Annotated in this window: 16 protein-coding genes and 1 other RNA gene; 8 read left to right on the top strand and 9 right to left on the bottom strand. The window is 64.4% G+C overall.

All coding sequences use genetic code 11. The features are described from left to right. Positions 1-5 precede the first annotated feature (5 nt). Positions 6-1,016 carry a PEP-CTERM sorting domain-containing protein gene (locus KCN53_RS08875; protein ID WP_172406237.1) on the top strand — a complete coding sequence of 337 codons (1,011 nt, stop codon included), beginning with the start codon at positions 6-8 and terminating at the stop codon, positions 1,014-1,016. Between the two features lie 21 nt (positions 1,017-1,037). Here the strand turns inward: KCN53_RS08875 and KCN53_RS08880 are convergent, their stop codons facing one another. The 3 genes from KCN53_RS08880 to efp are packed head-to-tail and all read right to left on the bottom strand — an operon-like array spanning position 1,038 to position 2,777. Continuing rightward, positions 1,038-1,841, bottom strand: a complete 804-nt coding sequence (locus KCN53_RS08880; RefSeq protein WP_088712692.1) for an inositol monophosphatase family protein — start codon at positions 1,839-1,841, stop codon at positions 1,038-1,040. A 5-nt stretch (positions 1,842-1,846) separates the two neighbouring features. Then, positions 1,847-2,209 carry a hypothetical protein gene (locus KCN53_RS08885; RefSeq protein ID WP_088712691.1) on the bottom strand — a complete coding sequence of 121 codons (363 nt, stop codon included), beginning with the start codon at positions 2,207-2,209 and terminating at the stop codon, positions 1,847-1,849. A gap of 4 nt (positions 2,210-2,213) precedes the next feature. Beyond that, on the bottom strand, positions 2,214-2,777 hold the full coding sequence (gene efp, locus KCN53_RS08890; RefSeq protein ID WP_088712690.1) for an elongation factor P: 564 nt from the start codon (positions 2,775-2,777) through the stop codon (positions 2,214-2,216). Positions 2,778-3,049: 272 nt separating this feature from the next. Here efp and KCN53_RS08895 point away from each other — a divergent pair, with 272 nt between their 5' ends. Continuing rightward, positions 3,050-3,649 (top strand): outer membrane beta-barrel protein, encoded by a 600-nt coding sequence (locus tag KCN53_RS08895; protein ID WP_088712689.1) that lies wholly within the window; start codon positions 3,050-3,052, stop codon positions 3,647-3,649. A 94-nt stretch (positions 3,650-3,743) separates the two neighbouring features. On the opposite strand, the gene thiE is transcribed toward KCN53_RS08895, so the two are convergent. The 5 genes from thiE to tkt form a co-directional block, all read right to left on the bottom strand. Beyond that, on the bottom strand, positions 3,744-4,427 hold the full coding sequence (thiE, locus tag KCN53_RS08900) for a thiamine phosphate synthase (RefSeq protein ID WP_088712688.1): 684 nt from the start codon (positions 4,425-4,427) through the stop codon (positions 3,744-3,746). 14 nt (positions 4,428-4,441) lie between these two features. Continuing rightward, positions 4,442-5,350 carry a fructose bisphosphate aldolase gene (locus tag KCN53_RS08905; RefSeq protein ID WP_088713456.1) on the bottom strand — a complete coding sequence of 303 codons (909 nt, stop codon included), beginning with the start codon at positions 5,348-5,350 and terminating at the stop codon, positions 4,442-4,444. 135 nt (positions 5,351-5,485) lie between these two features. Further along, positions 5,486-6,685 (bottom strand): phosphoglycerate kinase, encoded by a 1,200-nt coding sequence (locus KCN53_RS08910; protein ID WP_088712687.1) that lies wholly within the window; start codon positions 6,683-6,685, stop codon positions 5,486-5,488. A gap of 17 nt (positions 6,686-6,702) precedes the next feature. After that, positions 6,703-7,707 (bottom strand): type I glyceraldehyde-3-phosphate dehydrogenase, encoded by a 1,005-nt coding sequence (gap, locus tag KCN53_RS08915; protein WP_088712686.1) that lies wholly within the window; start codon positions 7,705-7,707, stop codon positions 6,703-6,705. Positions 7,708-7,733: 26 nt separating this feature from the next. After that, positions 7,734-9,722 (bottom strand): transketolase, encoded by a 1,989-nt coding sequence (tkt, locus tag KCN53_RS08920; RefSeq protein ID WP_088712685.1) that lies wholly within the window; start codon positions 9,720-9,722, stop codon positions 7,734-7,736. 239 nt (positions 9,723-9,961) lie between these two features. Between tkt and KCN53_RS08925 the strand changes: the two genes are divergently transcribed. The 6 genes from KCN53_RS08925 to KCN53_RS08950 all read left to right on the top strand — a co-directional run bounded on the left by KCN53_RS08925 (position 9,962) and on the right by KCN53_RS08950 (position 12,008). Further along, positions 9,962-10,243, top strand: coding sequence for a hypothetical protein (locus KCN53_RS08925; protein ID WP_088712684.1), 282 nt, complete (start codon positions 9,962-9,964; stop codon positions 10,241-10,243). Next, the gene (locus tag KCN53_RS08930; RefSeq protein WP_088712683.1) at positions 10,243-10,662 is read left to right on the top strand and encodes a cell division protein ZapA; all 420 of its coding nucleotides are present in this window, start codon (positions 10,243-10,245) and stop codon (positions 10,660-10,662) included. Before KCN53_RS08925 ends, KCN53_RS08930 begins: the two co-directional genes overlap by 1 nt. 12 nt (positions 10,663-10,674) lie before the next feature. Further along, positions 10,675-10,832, top strand: a non-coding RNA gene (gene ssrS, locus KCN53_RS08935) — 6S RNA. Between the two features lie 50 nt (positions 10,833-10,882). Further along, the gene (locus KCN53_RS08940) at positions 10,883-11,461 is read left to right on the top strand and encodes a 5-formyltetrahydrofolate cyclo-ligase (protein WP_224199547.1); all 579 of its coding nucleotides are present in this window, start codon (positions 10,883-10,885) and stop codon (positions 11,459-11,461) included. After that, positions 11,458-11,691 carry a DUF2842 domain-containing protein gene (locus KCN53_RS08945; protein WP_088712681.1) on the top strand — a complete coding sequence of 78 codons (234 nt, stop codon included), beginning with the start codon at positions 11,458-11,460 and terminating at the stop codon, positions 11,689-11,691. Before KCN53_RS08940 ends, KCN53_RS08945 begins: the two co-directional genes overlap by 4 nt. Beyond that, a complete protein-coding gene (locus tag KCN53_RS08950) occupies positions 11,688-12,008 on the top strand; it encodes a chorismate mutase (protein ID WP_317988416.1) in 321 nt (106 codons plus the stop codon). The genes KCN53_RS08945 and KCN53_RS08950 overlap by 4 nt, the downstream gene beginning before the upstream one ends. A gap of 132 nt (positions 12,009-12,140) precedes the next feature. Here the strand turns inward: KCN53_RS08950 and KCN53_RS08955 are convergent, their stop codons facing one another. After that, positions 12,141-14,105, bottom strand: coding sequence for a winged helix-turn-helix domain-containing protein (locus KCN53_RS08955; RefSeq protein WP_143712237.1), 1,965 nt, complete (start codon positions 14,103-14,105; stop codon positions 12,141-12,143). Positions 14,106-14,183: the final 78 nt, after the last annotated feature.

Raw genomic sequence — 14,183 nt, forward strand, 5'->3', positions numbered from 1 at the left:
GATTCATGTCCACACCCAAGCTCGCCATTGTTCTGGTCGCCGCCTCTGCACTGCACGGCGCGGCTGACGCGGCGGTCATCTACGAGTTCACCACCGCCGGTCAGTCGGGCCGGTTCGGGCCTAGCCAGGCACAGGTCGACAGTGCCTATGGCGCGGGCAACAGCCTGTTCGGTCAGGTGACCAGCGTCGGCGGAATCCAGCAATGGACGGTGCAGACCTCCGGCTTGTATCAGATTACCGCAGCCGGGGCCGCTGGTGGCCAGGCGCTTTCGAACGGATCGACGACGACGGCCGGACGCGGAGCGCTGCTCGTCGGTCAGTTTACGTTCGAAGCAGGCGATATTCTGGACATCCTTGTCGGCCAGATGGGCGGTTCAACAAACTATCAGACAGCGGGCGCAGGCGGTGGAGGCGGCTCCTTCGTCGTAGGTGAAGGAGACAATCCCCTCCTTATCGCGGCCGGCGGGAACGGCGAAGCCGCTACGGCATACGGCTATGGAAACGCTCCCGACGGCAATGCCACGGCGGACACGCAAACGCCGCCTTCGAGTGTCAGTAACCGCCGGTATGGCGCGGGCGGTGGCGGATTTTCCCAAGAAGGGCTGCATCCGGCCTCTGGCAACAACACACAGCCAAGCTGGGGCGGGCGCGGAGCAACCTACCTGCAGGGCGGCGCCGGCGGATACTCGTTCAACTCTGGCGCTTATACCGGCGAAGGTGGTTTCGGCGGCGGCGGCGGGACTGTTCACACAGGTGGTGGGGGCGGCGGCTGGATCGGCGGGCAACCCGTCTACCATGCCGATCCTACCGACTACCACGCCTTTGATTCAGCCGTCGGCGCGCTGTCCTACAATACCGGCCTCAATGCGTTCGGCCTTAGCGGTGCCAACAACGACCATGGCTACGTCACGGTCGAGTTGCTCGAAGCCGTTTCTGATGTGCCCGCCCCGGGTGCACTGGCGCTTTTCGGCCTGGCGGCCATGGGTCTCGGGATAGCGAGGCGCCGGACAAGCTAAGGCGCGCCGGGGCGCGGCTGATCAGCCCTGTCGCTGCGCCCCCGCCAGCAGCTTGTGCAGTTTCGAATGAAGGTGGTTGTTGGCGGCAATCACCTCGCCGGCCATGACCTTGCGGTCCGAGCCGCGATAGTCGGTGACGAAGCCGCCGGCCTCGCGCACGATCAGGACGCCCGCGGCAATGTCCCAGTAGTTCAGGTCCGTCTCCCAGAAGCCGTCGAACCGGCCTGCGGCAACCCATGCCAGGTCCAGCGCAGCCGAACCGAAGCGGCGGATACCCGCAACGTTGGGCGCCACCGCCTGTAGCTGACGGTCGAACGCCTCGAAATTGCCATGTCCGCGAAAGGGAATGCCCGTCGCCAGGAGCGCATCGCCCAGCTCGCGCCGCGCAGAGACGCGCAGGCGCTGGTTGTGAAGAAAGGCACCCTTCCCCTTTTCCGCCCAGAAAAATTCGTCGGTCAGCGGCTGGTAGACGCAGGCCGCGCGAATCTCCCCGTGGATCTCCGCCCCGATCGAAATCGCGAAATGCGGGATCGAGTGCAGGAAGTTGCTGGTGCCGTCGAGCGGGTCGATGATCCAGCGCTCATTGTCGTTCCGGCCGCGGATATCCTCGCCCTCTTCCAGCACGAAACCCCAGTCGGGACGTGCCTGAGAGAGAATCTCGACGAGCGTCTCCTCCGTCGCACGGTCGGCGTTCGACACGAAGTCGGACGGCCCCTTGCGGCTGACCTGCAGCGCCGAGACCTCGCCGAAATCCCGGCGAAGGCGCGGCGCGGCTTTCCTGACCGCCCGGTCCATGACGGTGATGAGCGCGGGACGTGCGGGCATCTACGTTACTGGGCAGGCTGTTCGGGCTGGGGCCGGTAGCCGCAGACGAACATGATCGCCTGGCGGACATGGTCGTCATTATCGAGGGACAGCTCCTCATTGGCCTCGATCAGGCCGGCAGCGTTCTCGCTGATGGTGCGAAACGGAGCCGAATAGATGCACAGGAAAAGACGGTTCTTCACTTCAGGCGGAACCTGCTCGGCCTGAAGGATACCGTTGGCGAGCGCAAAATGACGCGCCGCGGCCTGGACGGCTTCGGGCGAAGGTGCGTCAGCCTCGGGCGCTGCGGGCGCCTGCGCGGTGGACGGCGCGGAAACAAGCGCCGCAAGCGGAGCGGCGGCGGCGATGAACGCTTTGGAAAACTTCATAAGATCAATCGGCCCTTCGGACATATTCCTGATTGTAGACGTCGACGACGACGCGCGTGCCTGCCGTGATGTGCGGCGGCACCATGATACGGACGCCGTTGTCGAGGACTGCCGGCTTGTACGAGCTGGACGCGGTCTGTCCCTTTACCACCGCATCGGCCTCGACGATGTCCGCCTCGACCTGCTCCGGCAACTGCACGGAGATCGGCTTCTCCTCGTATAATTCAAGCATCACCTGCATGCCGTCCTGCAGAAAGGCTGCAGCGTCTCCCAGCAGGTCGGCCGGCAGGGTCACCTGCTCGAACGTTTCGGTATCCATGAAGGTGAGCATGTCGTCTTCGGCATAGAGATACTGGAAGTCCTTGGTATCCAGCCGGACCTTCTCCACCGTCTCCGAGGACCGGAAACGATTGTTGGTTTTCCGGCCGTCCATCAGGTTCTTCATCTCGACCTGCATGTAGGCGCCGCCCTTGCCGGGCTGCGTATGCTGGATCTTCACGGCACGCCAAAGGCCGCCCTCGAACTCGATGATGTTGCCCGGACGAATGTCCACGCCGGAAATCTTCATTGGATCACCATGTGAAAGAAGCTGCAGGAATTGCTGCGCGGCCTTATCAGCCGGACCGCCCCGCCTCAAGCCGCGCCGGGAAGCCCGCCCGCAGCGCAGAAGCCCTGTTACCGCTACGTCCGGTCCCTACCCGATCCCCTGTTGCATCGCAGCAACAGACCTTCGACCGGCCGACAAATTCCGCGGAACGCCGCGGCTTTTCCGTCAATTGTGGTGGTCCCGATGCGGGGGAGTTTTCCCGCCATCGGTGCGTAACAGTGGAGTATTTGACTATGAAGACGATTTCGATTCTTGCCGCCGCAGCCGCGCTTTCCGTTCCCGGCGGCGCGCTCGCCCAGTCCGCGGATTTCTCGGGCCCCTATGTCGGCCTCTCGGCCAGCTACCAGGACTTCGACGCCGATAGCGATATCGACGAAACCGATTTCGACGAGAGCTTCTTCAACGGCCTCGGATACGGCATCGATGGCGGCACGTTCGGCGGCTACGCCGGCTACAGTGCCCCGCTAGGCCGCAACGCGATCATCGGCGCCGAAATCAACGGTGCTTTCGGCGAGTCCGAGATCGACGGTGAATATGGCATCACCGGTCATATCGGCGTGGTCCCGACAGAAGGTGTGATGCTGTTCGCCCGGGGCGGGTATCAGGAGATCAACTTCGATACCGGCAACATTCTCGAAGAGTTCGGGCAGCTGAACCCGGATGTCGAAGAGGACATCGACGATGATGATCTCGGTCTCGACGACACACAGGGCGACTATACCGTCGGTGCCGGGGCCGAGTTCGCCGCCGGCCCGGGCGCGTTCCGCGTCGCGGTCGACACGGTCGCGTTCGACACAATCAAGGTCGGCGCCGGTTACACGCTGCGCTTCTAAGTCGGCCTGAACAACATGAAAGGGCGGTGCGGGGCAGACCCGCGCCGCCCTTTCTTTTGGAGTTCGCGGTTTGTCATGCCGACTGTCGGCTCGTTCAGGCGCGCAGCAGATCGGCAAAGGCGGCGACACAGGCAGCCGGACTGTCGGCATGGTTCCAGACAGCACCGGACACGGCGAGGAAATCTGCTCCCGCCTCGACCAGCGGGGCTGCGTTCCCTGGAGAGATACCGCCGATCGCGACGCAGGGGATCTCGCTGACCGTCGTCCACCAACCCAGAATGGAGGGGTCGGGACGGTGCACCGTCTCCTTGGTGGCGGTGTCGTAAAAGCTGCCGAAGGCAACATAGTCAGCCCCGGCCTCGGCCGCTTCCATGGCAAGATGGCGGCTATCGTGGCAGGTCACGCCGATCTGCGCATCGTGACCGAGAAGGCTACGCGCCTCGGCGATGTCGCCGTCCCCCTGGCCCAGATGCACGCCGTCGGCGTCCAGTTCTCTTGCAAGGTCCGGCCTGTCATTGACGATCAGGGCCACATCATAGGCTGCCAGGATCGGTTTGAGGACGCCCCCTGCCCGCATGATCTCCATGTCGCTGGCGTCTTTCAGTCGAAGCTGAAACGCCGCCACGGGCCCGGCATCCAGCACGGCCTTCAGGACCTCTGGAAAGCCGGGATCATAGGCGGGCGGGGAAATAAGGTAGAGCTGGCACGGGGGGCGGCCATCGCCCTCCCCTTCGGGAAAGCGTGACGCAAACTCTGGATCCAGGTCGATCTTGGCCATCGCCAGCCCGCCCTCTATTCGCCGGTCTGCACCGTCTTCAGGGTGGAGGCGGTATAAATCTTGTCGATCGCCGCACCCAACGTCTTGTCGAATTCGTCATCCGACTGCTGATGACGGAGATCCTGTAGCAGCGCGCGGCTGAAGCTGGCGATCATGCCCCGATTCTTCGCCAGTTCCGCACAGGCCTCGTCCTGCGAAAACCCACCCGACAGGGCGACGACGCGCGCGCAGTTCGGATGCGCGATCAGCGGAGCGAAAAGGTCGGGTTGGGCCGGAATGGACAGCTTCAGCATGACCCGGCTACCATAGGGACGCGCATCGAGCGCACGGTAGAGTTCGTCGCGAAGAATTTCGTCGGACTGGGTACGGTCGGCGCTCTTGATATTCACTTCGGGCTCGACGATCGGCATCAGCCCCTTGTTGAGGATGCGGTTTGCTACCTCGAACTGCTGGTCTACGACCTTCGCAATGCCACTCTTCGAGGCGGACTGGATCACCGACCTCATCTTCGTACCGAAGATGCCGCGCGAATTGGCGCGGTCGAGGAGAGCGTCGAGCTCGGGCATGGGCTTCATCAGCTGGACGCCATCCTCTTCGTCGGCGAGGCCCTTGTCGACCTTGAGGAAGGGAACCACCCCGCGCTCCCACAGCAGCGTGGGGACCGGCGTACCGTCCGCATCGCCGTCCATGGTCTTTTCGAAGAGAATCGCGCCAAGCACTTTCTGCCCGTTGAAGGACGGTGCGGTGACGATACGGCTGCGCATCTGGTGAATGAGGCCGAACATCTCCTCGTCGCCGGAATATTCGCTTTCCTCGATGCCGTAGCCTTTCAGCGCCTTCGGGGTCGAGCCGCCGGACTGGTCCAGCGCCGCGATGAAGCCGGCACCGCCGACGATTTGCGCCATCATTTTCGGATCGTGCATGGGGTTTCCCTCGAATTCCATTGAACCGTAACTGCGTCCGCCCTCGTAGCGAACGCTCGTCCTACCGGCAACGCCGCCCCGCCTGCCCCGTTGCTTAGTTCCGGACGGATTTCGGCAGCGGAAACAAGCGCGTGTTCAGGCTTTCAGCGCGTCGACGCCCGGCAAATCCTTGCCCTCCATCCATTCCAGGAAGGCGCCGCCGGCCGTCGAAACAAAGGAGAAGTCCTCGGCCACACCGGCATGGTTGAGAGCGGCAACCGTATCGCCGCCGCCGGCAACCGACACCAGCGACCCATCCTTCGTAAGCGCGGCCGCCGTTTTTGCCAGCTGCACCGTCGCTGCGTCGAAGGGCGCAATCTCGAACGCCCCCAAGGGCCCGTTCCAGACGAGTGTCCGGCAAGTCTTCAAGACATCGCCCAGTGCCTCTACGGCGGCGGGTCCGACATCCAGGATCATCTCATCGGCAGCTACTTCGTGCACGTTCACCGTGCGGTTCTCGGCACCCTCGGCGAACTCCTTCGCCGCGACGACGTCATAGGGCAGGTGCACGGTGCAATTCGCTGCATCCGCGCGGTCGAGAATATCGGTCGCGGTACTCGTCAGGTCGTGCTCGCAAAGGCTCTTGCCGACATCGACACCCTTTGCGGCAAGGAAGGTGTTGGCCATACCGCCGCCGATGATCAGGTGGTCCACCCGCTCGACGAGATGAGTGAGAACATCCAGCTTCGTCGAAACCTTCGCCCCGCCAACGACGGCGGCGACCGGATGACGCGGATTGCCGAGCGCCGCATCGAGCGCCTTCAGCTCTGCCTCCATTGCCCGCCCCGCATAAGCGGGCAGAAGGCGTGCAAGCCCTTCAGTCGAGACATGAGCGCGGTGAGCCGCCGAGAACGCGTCGTTGACGAAGGCGTCGCCGAGCTTTGCAATCCGCTTCGCCAGATCCGGATCATTGCGCTCCTCACCTTCGTGGAAGCGCGTATTCTCGAGAACGGCGATGTTCCCGGCCTCCATCAGGCCAATCGCTTTTTCAGCGACGTCTCCGAAGGTTTCGGTCACGAACAGGACTTCGCGCCCCAGCACCTTTTCCAGCTCGGCCGAGATAGGAGAGAGGCTCAGCATCGGATCCTCCTTTCCCTTGGGCCGGCCGAAATGGGACAGGACCAGAACCTTCGCGCCCCGGTCGGCGAGTTCGGTCAGGGTAGGAACAGCGCTGCGCAGACGCGTATCGTCGGTAACATCGCCGTCTCGCACAGGGACGTTCAGATCGCAGCGAACGAAGACCCGCCTGCCGGTCAGGTCGGCCGGCAGGTCGTCGATGGTCTTGAAATCAGCCATGTATTGTTCGCCACCCTCTAGAAGGAGGCCATCACCTTGGCCGTGTCGATCATGCGGTTCGAAAAGCCCCACTCATTGTCGTACCAGCTGACCACGCGGGCGAGCTTTCCTTCCAGGACGGCCGTTTCCAGGCTGTCGACGGTGGAGCTGGCCGGATAATGGTTGAAATCCGAACTGACGAGCGGCTGGTCGGTAAAGTCGAGGACGCCCTTCATGGCGCCGCTCGCAGCTGCCTTCAGTGCTGCGTTCAGTTCCTCGGCGTTCGTATCGCGGCCCGGCGTGAAGACGAGATCGATCAGGCTGACATTCGGGGTCGGAACGCGCACGGAGGAGCCATCCAGCTTGCCGTTGAGGTCGGGCAGCACCAGGCCGACCGCGCGCGCGGCGCCCGTCGTCGTCGGAATCATGTTCTGCGCTCCGCCGCGGGCCCGGCGCATGTCGCCGTGCATCTGGTCGAGCATGCGCTGGTCGTTGGTGTAGCTGTGGATCGTCGTCATGAAGCCGCGCTCGATCCCAACGGTCTCGTGCAGGACTTTGGCCACGGGCGCGAGGCAGTTGGTCGTGCACGAAGCATTCGAGACCACAAGGTCATCGGCCGTAAGGGTATCGTGGTTCACGCCGAACACGACGGTCTTGTCCACACCCTTGGCGGGCGCGGAGATAAGGACGCGCTTCGCGCCCGCGTCGAGATGCGGCTGGCTCGCGTCCTTCGACTGGAAGAAGCCGGTGCATTCCAGCACCAGATCGACACCCATATCCTTGTGCGGCAGCTTGCCGGGATCGCGCTCCGCGGTAACGGCGATCTTCTTGCCGCCGACGGTGATGCTGTCCTCGTCCGCTTCCACGGCGCCCGGAAAGCGGCCATGTGTGGAATCATACTGGAACAGGATGGCATTGGCTTTGGCATCGGCAAGATCGTTGATCGCGACCAGTTCGAAATCATGGTCGTCCCGCTCCAGAAGCGCGCGGGCCACCAGGCGGCCAATACGTCCGAAGCCGTTGATCGATACCTTCACCGTCATGTCCAAACCTCTCGCTCTTGTTCTTCTTAGGATTCCAGTTTCGCCTTAACCCGCGCCACGACCTGGTCGGGCGTAAAGCCGAACTTCTCGAACAGGGCAGGCGCCGGAGCCGACGCGCCGAACCGGTCGATGCCGATCGACAGCCCGTTCAGCATGACATGCTCGGCCCAGCCCTGCGTCGTTCCCGCCTCGATCGATACCCGCAGGATCTCGCCGGGCTGGACGTTCGGCAGCAGCTCTTCCTTATAACTATCGGGCTGCTCGGCGAAGAGTTCCCAGCAGGGCATCGATACGACATCGCAGCCCACACCGTCCTTCTCCAGCCGGTCCGCCGCTTCCAGCGCGAGGTGAACCTCGGACCCGGTGGCAATGAAGATGACCTTACGCGCGGCATCCGCCGCCTTCAGGCGGTAGGCGCCCTTGGCTGACAGATTGCCCACGCGTCCCTCGAGGCGCACCTGCGGCAGACCCTGGCGGGTCAGGGCCAGCGCGGCGGGCGTTTCCTTGTCCTTCAGCGCCAGCGCCCAGCATTCGGCGGTTTCCACCGCGTCGGCAGGCCGGAACACGCGCAGGTTGGGGATCGCGCGCAGCGACATGACCTGCTCGATCGGCTGGTGGGTCGGGCCGTCCTCGCCGAGGCCGATGGAATCATGCGTAAGGACATGCACCGCACGAACCTGCTGCAAAGCGCCGAGACGGATCGCCGGACGCGAATAGTCGGAGAAGATCAGGAAGGTTCCGCCATAGGGGATGACACCGCCGTGCAGCGCCATGCCGTTCATCGCCGCCGCCATGCCGAATTCGCGAATGCCGTAGAAGACATAGCGTCCGGAATAGTCCTCGGCCGAAAAGACGCCGATATCCCCGGCGCGGGTGTTGTTCGATCCCGTCAGGTCGGCGGAGCCCCCCATTGTCGACGGAACGGCGCCGTTCAGCACCTTCAGCACATTCTCGGAGGACTTGCGCGTCGCCTCCTTCACCGGCTCGGCAATCAGGCTATCGATATGCTGTTCGATCGCCGTCTCGAAGCCGTCGGGCAGTCCGCCGTCCATGCGCTGCGCGAACTCGTCCCACTGCGGCTGCTTCTTCGCCTTATCGAGCCAGGAAGCGCGCCGGTCGGCGCAGCCACACCCGATCTCGCGCCAGGCGGAAAGGATCGCGTCCGGGATTTCGAACGGCGGCGCGGTCCAGCCGAGGGTCTCGCGCGCCGCTTCGATTTCGTCGCCGCCGAGCGGCGCGCCATGGGTGGCGGAGGTGCCCTGCTTGTTGGGGGCGCCGTAGCCGATGACGGTGCGCGCGGCGATCAGGCTGGGGCGCGGGTCGGCCTTTGCGGCCTTCATTGCAGCATCCAAGGCAGCCGGATCATGGCCGTTGCATTCAACGACGTGCCAGCCAGCGGCGGCGTAGCGAGCCTGGATATCCTCGCTGGTCGAGAGGTCGGTCGGGCCGTCGATGGTGATGCGGTTGTCGTCCCAGATGACGTTGAGACGGCCGAGCTTCAGATGCCCGGCGAGGCCCACCGCCTCATGATTGACACCTTCCATGAGGCAGCCGTCGCCGGCGATCACCCAGGTGCGGTGATCGACGAGCGCATCGCCGTAGACCGCGTTCAGATGGCGCTCCGCCATCGCCATGCCCACGGACATCGCAAGCCCCTGACCGAGCGGGCCGGTGGTCGCCTCGACGCCGTCGAGAAGAAAATTCTCCGGGTGGCCGGCACAGGGTCCGTCGAGCTGGCGGAAATTGCGGATGTCGCCGATCGTCGGACGTTCGTAGCCTGTCAGGTAGAGCAGCGAATAGATCAGCATCGAGCCGTGACCGGCGGACAGGACGAAGCGGTCGCGGTCGTACCAGTGCGGATCGGCGGCATCGAACTTCAGATGCTTCTGGAACAGGACCGTAGCGGCGTCTGCCATGCCCATGGGCATGCCCGGATGGCCGGAATTGGCTGCTTCCACCGCGTCCATAGTCAACGCGCGGATGGCATTTGCGAGGTCGTCGTGCGAAACGCTCATAGGAGTAAAGGCTCTACCTTGAAGTCTTGGGACGCGGAAACATCGACACTGGCACCCAGTCCAGCACCGACACCGGACGGACGGTCCACGATGGTTTCGCAGCCCGCTACTCGGCTTTGCCGAGACTCGCAACCAGCCGTGCCGCCTGCGGATGAGGAGACGTCGACCTTCCGGCGTTGACGAATCATGAGACGCAGTCTTACGAACCCTAAATAACCCCTTTTCCAGACAGGTGTTTCGTGGCCGAAGACGCAGACCTCCCCGCCCGACTGGCCCGCCTGGAGGCGGCGCTTGCGAAGCTCGAATCGGGGGTTGCGGAAAAGCTGGGAGACTCGCACGCCGCCGCGGGCCTGCGCCGCGAACATGACGAACTGGTGCAGCGCCATGACCGGCTGGTGAAGGAAACCCGTGCCGCCGCAGCGGATCTGGACGTGCTGCTTGGCAAAGACCAGCCGGGGTCGAAGGCTGCGGGTTCCGATCTTCCGGCCGAGGCTGGTGCGCACGAAATGGGAGCTCGCTGATGGCGGAAGTCCGGGTCGAGGTTGGCGGGCGCACCTACCCGCTCGCCTGCCGTACCGGTGAAGAAGAGCTGATCCGCCGACTTGCCGCGGTCGTCGACGAAAAAGCCAGAACACTGACCAGCCAGCTCGGCTACCTGCCCGAAGTGCGCCTGCTCCTGATGTCGGCCATCATGATCGCCGAGGAAATGCAGCGACAAGGTAGTGCCAGCGGTAGCGACGCCGGTAACACCGATCAGGCGGCAGCGGACCCCGACCGGGAAGGCGATATCGCCGTCGCCGAACGAAGAGGCGAGGAAGCAGAGCGCGCCGCAGCCGTGGCCATCGACCGCGCCGCCGAACGCGTGGAAAGCCTGCTGGCGGCTCTAGACCGCGGCGAATTGGATCCGCCCCCCCTTGAGAGCGACCGTCCGAGCGCCTAAATTCGATGGCGACGGATACTGCCTGGTACGAGCCGAAGCGAACATCCCTGAGGCGATACAACATCCAAGGGAGCTGTCCCTGTTCGGGGCCTTGCCCCGATGCATACGGCGCCCACCTGACGTACTTGGCGTCAGAGGATATTCCAGCAAACGGCCAAGGCGGTTCCGTCACCTTCCTTCCGCCGCAGTCGAACCCTTTGCGTACAGACGGCCCCCGCACGTGACCGGGCCCGCGATTACCGCTGAGCAAAAGGGCGAGCTTCGCCGCACGATGCGCAGCGAACGGCGTCGCCATGTCGCGTCGATGAGCGACGACGCGCGGGCGAAGGCGCTCTCCTCAGCCGCGCACAATGTAATGCAGGTCATCTGGCCGGAGGCGCGTCTCGGCAGCTATGCCCCCACAACGTATGAAATCGACCCCGGGCCCTGCGAAGTGCGCCAGCATGAGCCGGCGGCCCTGCCCTGGTTCGCAGACCGCACGCCGAACATGATCTTTCGCGCCTGCGGCCCCCTGGTGGCCGGACCCTGGGGCCTGCCGCAGCCCGACGACGACTGCGAGGAGATCGAGCCCGACGTGCTGATCGTTCCTCTTCTGGCCGCAACGGCAGCGGGCGACCGGCTGGGACAGGGCGGCGGCCACTATGACCGTTATCTGGAGCGACGTACAAAAGCGGGCACCCGGCCGCGCACGATCGGCCTGGCCTGGGACTGCCAGTTGGTCGACAGCCTGCCGACCGAGCCCTGGGACGTTCCGCTGGATTTCCTCGCCACGCCAAGCCGCCTATATGGCGCGCCATGACAGAACTGCCCGCCCAGACGCCGCCCGAGCCAAAACTGCGCAAGCCGCTAGGCGTGATCCTGATGATCGCGCTGATCGCGCTTTACGTCCTGATCGTGACCGCGCTGTCCGACCCCATCAGCACCCTGCCGATAATGGTGCAGACGCCGATCTGGATTGCGCTGGGTATCGCATGGATATTTCCGTTGAAGCCGCTGGTACGCTGGATCGAAGTGGGGCGCTGGTCGTGAGCGGCAGCATCGTTCCCGCCGCCGAGACGACGACGATGGCGGAGATCCGCGACGGCATCGACGAGCTTGACCGCCGAATCGTCGCGCTGCTGGGCGAGCGCATGCGCTATATCGAGGCCGCGGCGCGGGTGAAGCAGGACCGCGACGTGGTGCGGGACGAATGGCGCAAGGCGGACGTGATCGACAAGGCTGCGCAGGCAGCCGAAGATCATGACTTTCCGCCCGCCCTGGTGCGCGAAATCTACGAAGTTCTGGTCGAAGGCTCCATCGCGCACGAATTTGTCAAGTTCGACCAGTTGGGCGAGGCTGGAGAGTAACGCCTTTACCAATGAGGGTGGGCGCGGCGATCCCCCCCGCCTGGCCAAATTCGCGAAGAGGTGACGGCATATCCCGCCCTCCGGCCTGGTGCCCCATGTGCACGAGATCCACCGGCGGTTTGATGCCCGCCGCTAGTTCGAAGCCGGGGTAAGCGGGCAGTAAAAGGACAGACGAGGAAGCGGGACCGGGTCCACACCTGCTTCGGTAAGCGCCTGCGCGAGCAGAGGATAGGGCCGCGGATCGAAGCCGGGATCGTCCAGCATGACAAGCAGGGTGCGCTGGCGCGCGTCCCCGTCGGCGACCGGCCGGTTCCGCTCGATCTGGTCGCCAAGTCCGGAAATCTGCGCGACCTTCCATGCGATGTAGGAAGGTCCCTGCGCCTCGATCGTTCGACGAGCGAGACCCCGCGCATCGTCCGGGCGCGCTTCCGCGCACGCCTGCCCGACCCGCATCAGGGAATCGTAGCGCCCATTTTCAGCCGCAACCGTCCCGTTCAGAAAGCTGGCCGCCTCCTCGGTCCGGCCGAGGAGAAGGAGCGAACTGTGGAGGACATAGGACCCGATCGGCGTCGGCTCCTGCTGCTGGTGATAGGTGACGAAGCGGTCGAGCAAGGCGGGAGCATCGGCAATATAGGCGGGGTCCTTCATCTGGATACGTCCGCGCGCCAGATTGTAGTCGCTCAGCTCTGTCCAGACCCACTCCATCAACTCGCGGTCACGCATTGCGGCGGCAATGTAGGAGAGCATCGTCAGGATCGAATGATTGAGGGGCGCCGATGTCGCGCGCGTCTCCTCGTACAGCGCGAGAAGCTCGGCCCGCGCCTCTTCGAACCTCAGATGCCGAAGATCTAAATTGGCCCGCGTCGCTCGCCGTTCCCAGTCGTTGGGCGCATGGCGCGCCGCCATTTCCAGAAGTGCGAAGACCCTGTCCTCCGCCGTGGCCGGGTCTGGCGAATAGGGCCCGGGGAGGGTGAACCAGGCGAGGTCCTTCGCGGCCTGCGCGAAGGTGGGATCAAGAGCCACCGCGCGGCGCAGGTCCTCGATGGCATTCGCCACGCTGTCCGGATTGCGGAACCCCTCAAGCGAGTCGAGGATCTGGACGGCACGCGCATGCGCCTCGAACGCAGCAAGCGATGCCGTGCCGACCTCTGCCATTTCGGCAATCTTCTCGGGATCTGCCGCGACTTTGAGCGCGCGGGCGGTTTCGAAGGCGACCCGCTCGGTCAGGCTGATCAGACCTTCGCCGCGATCGGTGAGACGGCGGACCCAGATTTCTGTGCCGGCGGCATCATGTACGGTGACCATCGCCTGGAGGGAATCGCCGGCAACCATGACAGTACCGGACACGAATGTGCCGATCCCTTCCGCCCCGGCAGCCTTCCAAGGCTCGGACGCCTGCGCGAGAGCGGCAGCAACCTGGCCGTCGACGACAATAAAGTCGGGAGAGCGACCGAGAACGTCGGTCAGCCGGTTGGCCATGGCACTGCCCAGCCAGGCTTCGCCGCTCGCGACCTCGAACGGCAAAATGGCGATGCGGTGGGGTGCAGTTTGCCCCGCAACGGAGTCCCGCGACACTTCGGGTTGTTCGCGCGCAGGTAGAAATGCCCAGACGGCGGCTGCAACCAGGCCGAGGAGGAGCAATGCGCCCCCAGCAATCGCCAAGGGGCGGTAAGAGCGTCGACGTTCCCCGTCGACCGGCAGGGGCGCTTCGCCCTCGGCAGGTGACAGGGCAGGGTTCGGGCGTACAGGCAAAGCCTCGACATCTTTCAGGAACCGGTAGCCCTTGCCATGGTGGGTCTCGATCCAGTCGGGCGCACGTGCCGGATCGCCAAGTGCGCGGCGAAGCTCCCTGATCGCCGTGGTGAGCACCGTGTCGGAAACGGCCTGTGACGGCCACGCCGCGTCGAACAGGCGTTCCTTCGTGACGAGAAGCCGGGGGTTCATCATCAGCTCTTCGAGAAGCGTAAGCGCCTTGGCACCGAGCTGAAGCGGGACGGCCAAAAGCCAGGCGCGCTGGTCCCGGCGGTCGAGCACCAGGTCCCCCGCGACCAGGAAGCGCGCTTCGGCGCCAGCCTCGTCTCCGACCTCATGTTCCATCAATCTCGTGATACCCCAACGGCCGCGGAAGTCGAGCACCGGCGAAGACAGAGACCGAAGCCTGCTGACAATTTTCAC

This window comes from Pacificimonas aurantium, assembly GCF_020092905.1.
GTDB classification, from domain to species: Bacteria; Pseudomonadota; Alphaproteobacteria; order Sphingomonadales; family Sphingomonadaceae; genus Pacificimonas; species Pacificimonas aurantium.

Bases quoted from the DNA above. Each gene is read 5' to 3' on its own strand.
- KCN53_RS08875 (WP_172406237.1), top strand. From the start codon at position 6: ATGTCCACACCCAAGCTCGCCATTGTTCTGGTCGCCGCCTCTGCACTG.
- KCN53_RS08880 (WP_088712692.1), bottom strand. From the start codon at position 1,841: ATGCCCGCACGTCCCGCGCTCATCACCGTCATGGACCGGGCGGTCAGG.
- KCN53_RS08885 (WP_088712691.1), bottom strand. From the start codon at position 2,209: ATGAAGTTTTCCAAAGCGTTCATCGCCGCCGCCGCTCCGCTTGCGGCG.
- efp (WP_088712690.1), bottom strand. From the start codon at position 2,777: ATGAAGATTTCCGGCGTGGACATTCGTCCGGGCAACATCATCGAGTTC.
- KCN53_RS08895 (WP_088712689.1), top strand. From the start codon at position 3,050: ATGAAGACGATTTCGATTCTTGCCGCCGCAGCCGCGCTTTCCGTTCCC.
- thiE (WP_088712688.1), bottom strand. From the start codon at position 4,427: ATGGCCAAGATCGACCTGGATCCAGAGTTTGCGTCACGCTTTCCCGAA.
- KCN53_RS08905 (WP_088713456.1), bottom strand. From the start codon at position 5,350: ATGCACGATCCGAAAATGATGGCGCAAATCGTCGGCGGTGCCGGCTTC.
- KCN53_RS08910 (WP_088712687.1), bottom strand. From the start codon at position 6,685: ATGGCTGATTTCAAGACCATCGACGACCTGCCGGCCGACCTGACCGGC.
- gap (WP_088712686.1), bottom strand. From the start codon at position 7,707: ATGACGGTGAAGGTATCGATCAACGGCTTCGGACGTATTGGCCGCCTG.
- tkt (WP_088712685.1), bottom strand. From the start codon at position 9,722: ATGAGCGTTTCGCACGACGACCTCGCAAATGCCATCCGCGCGTTGACT.
- KCN53_RS08930 (WP_088712683.1), top strand. From the start codon at position 10,243: ATGGCGGAAGTCCGGGTCGAGGTTGGCGGGCGCACCTACCCGCTCGCC.
- KCN53_RS08945 (WP_088712681.1), top strand. From the start codon at position 11,458: ATGACAGAACTGCCCGCCCAGACGCCGCCCGAGCCAAAACTGCGCAAG.
- KCN53_RS08955 (WP_143712237.1), bottom strand. From the start codon at position 14,105: ATGGAACATGAGGTCGGAGACGAGGCTGGCGCCGAAGCGCGCTTCCTG.